This is a genomic window from uncultured Microbacterium sp., from assembly GCF_913776565.1.
In the GTDB taxonomy this organism is placed as follows: Bacteria; Actinomycetota; Actinomycetes; order Actinomycetales; family Microbacteriaceae; genus Microbacterium.
On record NZ_CAJYPF010000127.1, the window covers coordinates 1 to 7,678 of the forward strand.

Genomic DNA, 7,678 nt, shown 5'->3' on the forward strand with positions numbered 1-7,678 from the left:
GAGCGTTGACCCGCGGCCGCTCTGTCGCCACGCTGGAGGGGTGCCCACCCACGATGACGTCGATGCGTTCCTGACCGCCACCCTGGTCGGCTCCGACCCCGACGGCGACGCCGCGCTCGCCGCGCAGCACGCCGCCGGGATGCCGGCGATCGAGGTGGCTCCGGTCAACGCCAAATTCCTGCACCTGCTCACGCGGATCGCGGGGGCTCGACGGGTGCTCGAGATCGGCACACTCGGTGGCTATTCGACGCTGTGGCTCGCCCGCGCCGTCCCCGCCGACGGGCGGGTGGTGACGATCGAGGCGGAGCCCGCGAACGCCGCGATCGCGCGATCGAGCCTGGAACGCGCGGGCGTGGCGGATCGCGTCGACATCCTCCTGGGCCGCGGGACCGACGTCCTGCCCACCCTCGACGGCGGCGAGCCTTTCGACCTGGTCTTCGTGGATGCCGACAAGGACTCGAACACCGTGTACCTCGACTGGGCCGCCCTTCTGGGGCGCCCCGGAACGGTCGTCGTCCTCGACAACGTCGTGCGCGGGGGAGAGGTCGCCGACGCCGGAACCGACGACCCCAAGGTGCGCGGGGCCCGTCGCGGGATCGAGATGCTCGGCGAGGACCCGCGCTTCGACGCCACCGCCCTGCAGACCCTCGACCGCAAGGGCTGGGACGGGGTGGCCTTGGCCATCGTGGTGGATGCCACGGCATCCGTCCCCACGTCCGGCGCGGCGGGTCACTAGACTCGACGACGGACCGACGACGCTCCGCCCTCTTCCACCCAAGAACCAACGAGGAGTCCTTCGTGGCACTTATCGAGGCTGTCAACGCGCGCGAGATCCTGGATTCGCGCGGTAACCCGACCGTCGAGGTGGAGGTGCTCCTCGACGACGGCATCGTCCAGCGGGCGGCCGTTCCCTCGGGCGCGTCCACCGGCGCCTTCGAGGCCTACGAGCTGCGCGACGGTGACAAGAGCCGCTACGGCGGCAAGGGCGTACTCAAGGCCGTCGCCGCGGTCGTCGACGAGCTCGGCCCCGCCATCGAGGGCGTCGAGGCCAGCGAGCAGCGCATCATCGACGAGATCCTCATCGAGACCGACGGCACCGACAACAAGTCGCGCACCGGCGCCAACGCGATCCTCGGCGTCTCGCTCGCCGTCGCGAAGGCCGCCGCCGACAGCGCCGACCTGCCCCTGTTCCGCTACCTCGGCGGCCCCAACGCGCACCTGCTGCCCGTTCCCCTCTTCAACGTCATCAACGGCGGCGAGCACGCCGACAACGGCATCGACTTCCAGGAGTTCTTCCTCGCGCCCATCGGCGCCGACACCTACGGCGAGTCGCTGCGCTGGGGCACCGAGGTCTACCACGTCCTCAAGGGCGAGCTGAAGTCGGCCGGCTACAACACCGGTCTCGGCGACGAGGGCGGCTTCGCCCCCGACCTGCCCAGCAACCGCGAGGGCCTCGACTTCCTCATCCGCGCGATCGAGAAGGCCGGCTTCACCCCCGGCACGGACATCGCCGTGGGTCTCGACGTCGCCGCCACCGAGTTCTACAAGGACGGCGTCTACACCGTCGAGGGCAAGGAGTGGAGCGTCGACACGCTCGTCGACTACTTCGCCGACCTCGTCGCGAACTTCCCGATCGTCACGATCGAGGACGCCCTCGCCGAGGACGATTGGGACGGCTGGAAGAAGCTGACGGATGCCATCGGCTCCAAGGTGCAGCTCGTCGGCGACGACCTGTTCGTCACCAACCCCAAGCGCCTGCAGCAGGGCATCGACCTCGGCGTCGCCAACTCGCTGCTCGTGAAGGTCAACCAGATCGGCACGCTGTCCGAGACGCTCGACGCGATCTCGCTGGCCACCCGCTCGGGCTACACCTCGATGCTGTCGCACCGCTCGGGTGAGACCGAGGACACCACGATCGCCGACCTCGCCGTCGCCGTGAACGCGGGTCAGATCAAGACCGGTGCGCCCGCCCGCAGCGAGCGCGTCGCGAAGTACAACCAGCTGCTCCGCATCGAAGAGGACCTGGGCGACGCCGCCGTCTTCGCGGGCCGCTCGGCGTTCCCCCGTTTCAAGGGCTGATCGACCGACATCGGAGGGGGAGCCCGCGGGCTCCCCCTCCTTCGTCGTTTCCGGGCCGTCTCTCGCGACGCACGCGACGCGACCCGGTCGCAGCCCGGGGGGATGCCGAGACCCCGGCGCGTCCGCCGGGCGCGCGGAGCCCTCGACGTAGACTCACCACCGGTCCGGCGCCCCGCGTCGGCTGAACGAAAGGGATGGACATGGACAGGCCGACCCTGCCTCCCCGGCGGCCTCCGGCATCCCCGGTCCGCGGTGCCGCCGAGAAGCGGCGGCGCAGGTCGTCCTCGGGGGGTCGCGTCCCCGCCTCACGCGAGGTCGACGTGCGCGAGTGGCTCGGACGCGTCCGGATCTCGGGTTTCGTCGTCATCATGCTCGGCCTCGTGGTGCTCGGCACCTTCGTGCTGGTGCCGACCGTCGGGACGTACATGGACCAGCGCCAGCAGATCCAGGCGCTGCGCAGCGCCGTCCAGCTGAGCCAGTCCGAGGTGTCCGACCTGCAGACGCAGCGGGACCGCTGGTCGGACCCCGCCTATATCCGCACCCAGGCACGTGAGCGCCTGGGCTATACCTTCCCGGGCGAGATCGTGTACCTGATCGACAACGACCTGCCCGCCTCGGCCACCCCGCAGGAGCAGGACGACGTCACCGTGGACGTCGGCCAAACGCGCACCGATTGGATGTCCCAGCTGGTGCGCTCCGTGGCCGCCTCGGGCGCCGCGCAGGTCGCCGTTCCGACGACGCCCACCGTCGGCGTACCCGATCCCGCACCCACGGACGCCCCGCCCGCGGGTTGAGTCGGTCCGGCCCCGGGCACGGTGTCGGACGTCACGGGTACCCTGGGAGCGATGACTACCGCAACGCTTCCTCCCGCGTCCGACGCCGATCTCGCCGTCCTGCAGGCGCAGCTCGGCCGCGTCCCCCGCGGCGTGGTCGGCATCGCGGCACGCTGCGTCTGCGGCAACCCGACGGTCGTGGCGACCTCGCCGCGCCTGGACGACGGCAGTCCCTTCCCCACGTTCTACTACCTGACCCATCCGGCGGCGACCGCGGCGATGTCGGTGCTCGAGGCCGGTCACGTCATGAAGGAGTTCTCGGACGACCTCGCCGAGGACGAGGACCTTCAGGCCGCGTACCGGCGGGCGCACGCGGCCTACCTGCACGATCGCGCCGCGTACGGCGAGCCGGAAGAGATCGCGGGGATCTCGGCCGGTGGCATGCCGACGCGCGTGAAGTGCCTGCACGCGCTGGCGGGGCACGCGCTCGCCGCGGGACCCGGGGTCAATCCGATCGGCGACCGTGCGCTCGAGCGCGGGACCTGGTCGCCCGAGCGCTGCGAATGCGAGAACCCCGGGACCGGCGGATGAAGCGCGTCGTCGCGGTCGTGGCATCCGTCATCCTGATGGCGGTGCTGAGCGGCGCGACGGCTGCCCCCCAGGCTCCGGCGAACCCGGTGCCGGAAGACCCGACCGACTCGATCCGAGCGGGGGAGTACTGGCTCGACCAGTACGGCGTGCGCGACGCGTGGAAGACCACGCGTGGTGCCGGTCAGACGATCGCGATCATCGACACGGGGATCGGCCGCGGGCCGACCGAGTTCAGCGGGGCCGTCGCCGGCGGCATCGACGTCTCGGGCGTGGGCTCGGCCGATGGACGGACCCCGGTCGGCGCGGTCGATGCGAATCACGGCAGCTGGGTCGCTTCTCTCGCCGCCGCTCGCGGCACCGGCAACGGTCGCGGCATGATCGGCGTCGCCCCCGAGGCCGAGCTGCTGTCGATCTCGGTCGGTTTCGGCGCGACCACGGCGAAGCCGTTCACCGAGCAGATCGCTGAAGCCATGAGGTGGGCGGTCGACAACGGGGCCACCGTCATCAACCTGTCGCTCACCACCAACACCCTCGACTGGGACCCCAGTTGGGACACCGCGTTCGAGTACGCGTTCGACCACGACGTCGTCATCGTGGTGGCCGCCGGCAACCGCGGCAGCGGAACGGACCGCGTCGGAGCCCCCGCCACGATCCCCGGCGTCCTGGCGGTCGGCGGCGTCGATCCCGGCGGGCGGGCCAGCAACGACGCCTCGACCCAGGGCATCACCATCGGTCTCTCGGCGCCCAGCGAACGGCTCATCGGGGTCTCTGCCGACGGCACTCTGGTCCAGTGGAACGGCACCAGCGGCGCCGCACCGATCGTGGCCGGGATCGCCGCCCTCGTCCGTGCCGCGCATCCCGACCTCGACGCCGACAACGTGTTGAACCGTCTCATTCAGACGGCCACGCCCGCCACCGGAGCCACGGCGACCCCCGACCCCCTCTACGGTTACGGACTGGTGGATGCCGCGCGCGCCGTGTCGGCGCAGGTACCCGCGGTGAGCGAGAACCCTCTCGGCAGCCTGACCGAGTGGATCCGCCTGTACCGTCGCGCCGACGCGCAGCCGACGCCCGAACCGACCGGCACGCCGGTGGTCATCCCGCCGCTTCCCCCCGTCGAAGCAGCCCCCGCAGTGGGGTCGCCCCTGCTGCCGTCGCGCGATAGCGTTCTGTACGGATCGTTGCCGCTCGGGGGAGCCACGCTGGCCGCTATAATGATTGCGCTCGGCGTCAGTGCTGCTGCCCGGCGAATCCGACAGGCGCGCACATTCCGCGAGCCGAGCCGCACCACAAACGAGGAGTCCCTCCCATCGTGACCACTACCGTGCCCAGAATCCTCATCGTCGGTGGGGGCTACGCAGGTTTCTACACCGCCTGGAAGCTCGAGAAGCTCCTCGGGCGCGGCGAGGCCGAAGTCACGCTCGTCGACCCGCTTCCCTACATGACCTACCAGCCCTTCCTCCCCGAGGTCGCGGCCGGCGAGATCGAGCCGCGTCACGTCGTGGTGGGCCTGCGCCGTCACCTCAAGCGCACCACCGTGATCGCCGGAAAGGTCACGGGTATCTCGCACGCGACCAAGACCGCCACGATCACCCCCATCGCGGGCGAGCAGACGTTCGAGCAGGGCTACGACCAGATCGTCGTGACGGCCGGTGCCGTCTCGCGTACCTTCCCCATCCCCGGCATCGCCGACAACGCGATCGGCCTCAAGACGATCGAAGAGGCCGTCGCGATCCGCGACCGCCTCACGTCGAACTTCGACAAGGCGTCGGTGCTGCCCGCCGGTCCCGAGCGCGACCGCCTGCTGACCGTCGTCGTGGTCGGCGGTGGTTTCGCCGGCATCGAGGTGTTCGCCGAGCTGCGCGCCTACGCGTCGTCGCTGCTGAAGCAGTACCCGACGCTCGCGTTCGAGGACACCCACTTCCACCTCATCGAGGCCATGGGCCGCATCATGCCCGAGGTCTCGCAGAAGACGAGCGAGTGGGTTCTGGCGGACCTCGCCAAGAAGGGCGCCTTCGTCCACCTCGACACGCAGGTCAAGGGTGCCGTCGATGGCGTCATCGAGCTGTCGACCGGTGAGCAGCTGCCCACCGACCTGATCATCTGGACCGCGGGCGTCATGGCGAACCCGACCGTCGTCCGCGGCAGCGACCTGCCCGTCGAGGAGCGCGGCCGCATCCGCACGCGCCCCGACCTGCGCGTCGGTACCGACGAGGACATCGTCGAGGGGGCCTGGGCCGCGGGCGACGTCTCGGCCGTGCCCGACCTCTCGGGCGGCGGTGTCGGCGGCTTCTGCGTGCCGAACGCCCAGCACGCGGTTCGCCAGGGCAAGCTCATGGCGAAGAACCTCGTCGCGGTCCTGCGCGGTGAGCAGCCCAAGGAGTACAACCACAAGAACCTCGGTGCGGTCGCCGGCCTGGGCCTGTACAACGGTGCGTTCCAGTCGGGCAACATCGCCCTGACGGGTCTGATCGCCTGGTTCGCCCACCGCGGGTACCACGGCCTGGCCATGCCGACGTGGGAGCGCAAGTTCCGTGTCATCGGGGACTGGGTGCAGAACTTCGTCCACGGCCGCGAGGTCGTGTCGCTCGAGACGGTTCAGCAGCCGCGTGCCGCGTTCGAGGAGTTCGCCGCGCGTCCGCGTCCCGCCGCTCCCGCGGCCGAGGCGCCGGCAGAGAAGAAGGCCGAGCCCGTCGCAGCGAAGTAACCTCGTCCGTTTCGAGACCCCCGCGCCCACTGGGTGCGGGGGTCTCGTCGTGCCGGATGCGTATGGCCGGACGGCCGTTCGGCGACGTCGCCGCGTTATACGGTGGGAGCAGGGGCCCCCGTAGCCCAATGGCAGAGGCAGGCGACTTAAAATCGCTTCAGTGTGGGTTCGAGTCCCACCGGGGGTACACCGCGCGCCGCGGCGCATCCGCATCCGCTGGGAGTCGCGGCCGTGCTCCGGAACCCCCGGCAGCCCGCCGTTACACTGAGGGGAACCTCTCGAGCGAAAGTGTGGGGACTTATGTGGGAGTGGCTCGTACCGGTCATCGTGATCGTCGGCATCCTGGTCATCGCCGGTATCTATCTGTGGGCCACGTACAACGCCCTCGTCGCCCTCAACGTGCGCGTCGACGAAGCGTGGAGTGACATCACCGTGCAGCTCAAGCGCCGCGCCGATCTGCTGCCCAATCTGATCGAGACGGTCAAGGGTTACGCCGCCCACGAGAAGGCGGTCTTCGAGAACGTCACGCGCGCTCGTGCCGAGACGCTCTCGGCGCAGAGCCCCGCCGAGGCGGGCGTCGCCGAGGGGCACATGCAGCAGGCGCTGAAGTCGCTTTTCGCCGTCGCCGAGGCGTATCCGCAGCTGCAGGCGAGCCAGAACTTCTTGCAGCTGCAGTCGGCCATCGTCGACACCGAGGACAAGATCCAGGCGTCGCGCCGCTTCTACAACGGCGGTGTGCGCGAGCTGAACACGAAGATCAAGGTCTTCCCCAACAACCTGTTCGCCCGGCAACTCGGGTTCCACGAGCGCGAGTTCTTCGAGGTCATCGACGGCGCCGCGATCTCGGAACCCCCGCGCGTGCAGTTCTGATCACACGACGCGCCCCCTCACCGTGGTGAGGAGGCGCGTCGCTTTCGCGAACGCCGACCCCCTCGCGTCAATTCGAGCGGCCGTCCGGGTGCTCGTGCCGCCCGGCTCCCAGCGCGCTCGCGATCGCGTCCGCCGCATCACCCCAGTGCGAGACGGTGACGTGCTCGAGTCCCTGCCAGCGCGCCGCGGTGAGCAGCTCGACGGCGATGCGGTCGGCGGCCTCGATCGGCGCGTGCGGCTCCCACCAGGCGGACTGGACGCGCAGGGCGCTCTCGGCGCGATCGCTCTTGAGGTCGACCCTCGCCACGATGTCGTCGCCGACCAGCACCGGCAGCGAGTAGTAGCCGAAGCGCCGCTGGGCCGCCGGGGTGTAGATCTCGATGCGGTAATCGAGGCGGAACAGACGCTCGGCGCGGTCGCGGAACCACACGAGCGGGTCGAACGGGGTCAGCAGGGCCGCGGCATCCACTTTCCTGGGCCGCGCGGCGTCGCGGTGCAGCCAGGCGCGCGCGGGCCGACCCCCGCTCTGCCACCCCTCGACTTCGACCGGGATCAGCTCGCCGGAGTCGACGAGCTGTCGGACGCCGGCGTCGCAACCGCCGCCGACCTGGCCGACTACTGGCGCATCCGCGATCGTCCGGCGGTGCTCGCCGGCGTC

Annotated in this window: 8 protein-coding genes and 1 tRNA gene; 8 read left to right on the forward strand and 1 reads right to left on the reverse strand. The window is 70.5% G+C overall.

From position 1 onward, the window contains the following. The first annotated feature begins 40 nt into the window (after positions 1–40). The 8 genes from QZ433_RS06760 to QZ433_RS06795 all read left to right on the forward strand — a co-directional run bounded on the left by QZ433_RS06760 (position 41) and on the right by QZ433_RS06795 (position 7,020). Positions 41–736 carry an O-methyltransferase gene (locus QZ433_RS06760; RefSeq protein ID WP_295781033.1) on the forward strand — a complete coding sequence of 232 codons (696 nt, stop codon included), beginning with the start codon at positions 41–43 and terminating at the stop codon, positions 734–736. A gap of 62 nt (positions 737–798) precedes the next feature. Next, positions 799–2,079 carry a phosphopyruvate hydratase gene (gene eno, locus QZ433_RS06765; RefSeq protein WP_295781039.1) on the forward strand — a complete coding sequence of 427 codons (1,281 nt, stop codon included), beginning with the start codon at positions 799–801 and terminating at the stop codon, positions 2,077–2,079. 200 nt (positions 2,080–2,279) lie between these two features. After that, entirely contained in the window at positions 2,280–2,873 is a 594-nt protein-coding gene (locus tag QZ433_RS06770; RefSeq protein ID WP_295781041.1) for a septum formation initiator family protein, read from the forward strand. 51 nt (positions 2,874–2,924) lie between these two features. Next, positions 2,925–3,443 carry a DUF501 domain-containing protein gene (locus QZ433_RS06775; protein WP_295781043.1) on the forward strand — a complete coding sequence of 173 codons (519 nt, stop codon included), beginning with the start codon at positions 2,925–2,927 and terminating at the stop codon, positions 3,441–3,443. Beyond that, positions 3,440–4,759, forward strand: a complete 1,320-nt coding sequence (locus QZ433_RS06780) for a S8 family serine peptidase (protein WP_295781046.1) — start codon at positions 3,440–3,442, stop codon at positions 4,757–4,759. Before QZ433_RS06775 ends, QZ433_RS06780 begins: the two co-directional genes overlap by 4 nt. Before the next feature lie 8 nt (positions 4,760–4,767). After that, the gene (locus QZ433_RS06785) at positions 4,768–6,150 is read left to right on the forward strand and encodes an FAD-dependent oxidoreductase (RefSeq protein ID WP_295781053.1); all 1,383 of its coding nucleotides are present in this window, start codon (positions 4,768–4,770) and stop codon (positions 6,148–6,150) included. Positions 6,151–6,264: 114 nt separating this feature from the next. Next, positions 6,265–6,337 (forward strand) — tRNA-Leu (locus QZ433_RS06790). Positions 6,338–6,450: 113 nt separating this feature from the next. Beyond that, positions 6,451–7,020: a LemA family protein gene (locus QZ433_RS06795; RefSeq protein ID WP_116538153.1), complete on the forward strand. Its 570-nt coding sequence runs from the start codon at positions 6,451–6,453 to the stop codon at positions 7,018–7,020. Between the two features lie 67 nt (positions 7,021–7,087). Here the strand turns inward: QZ433_RS06795 and QZ433_RS06800 are convergent. Beyond that, the coding region (locus QZ433_RS06800; protein ID WP_295781051.1) for a crosslink repair DNA glycosylase YcaQ family protein at positions 7,088–7,678 on the reverse strand (591 nt) is incomplete at its 5' end.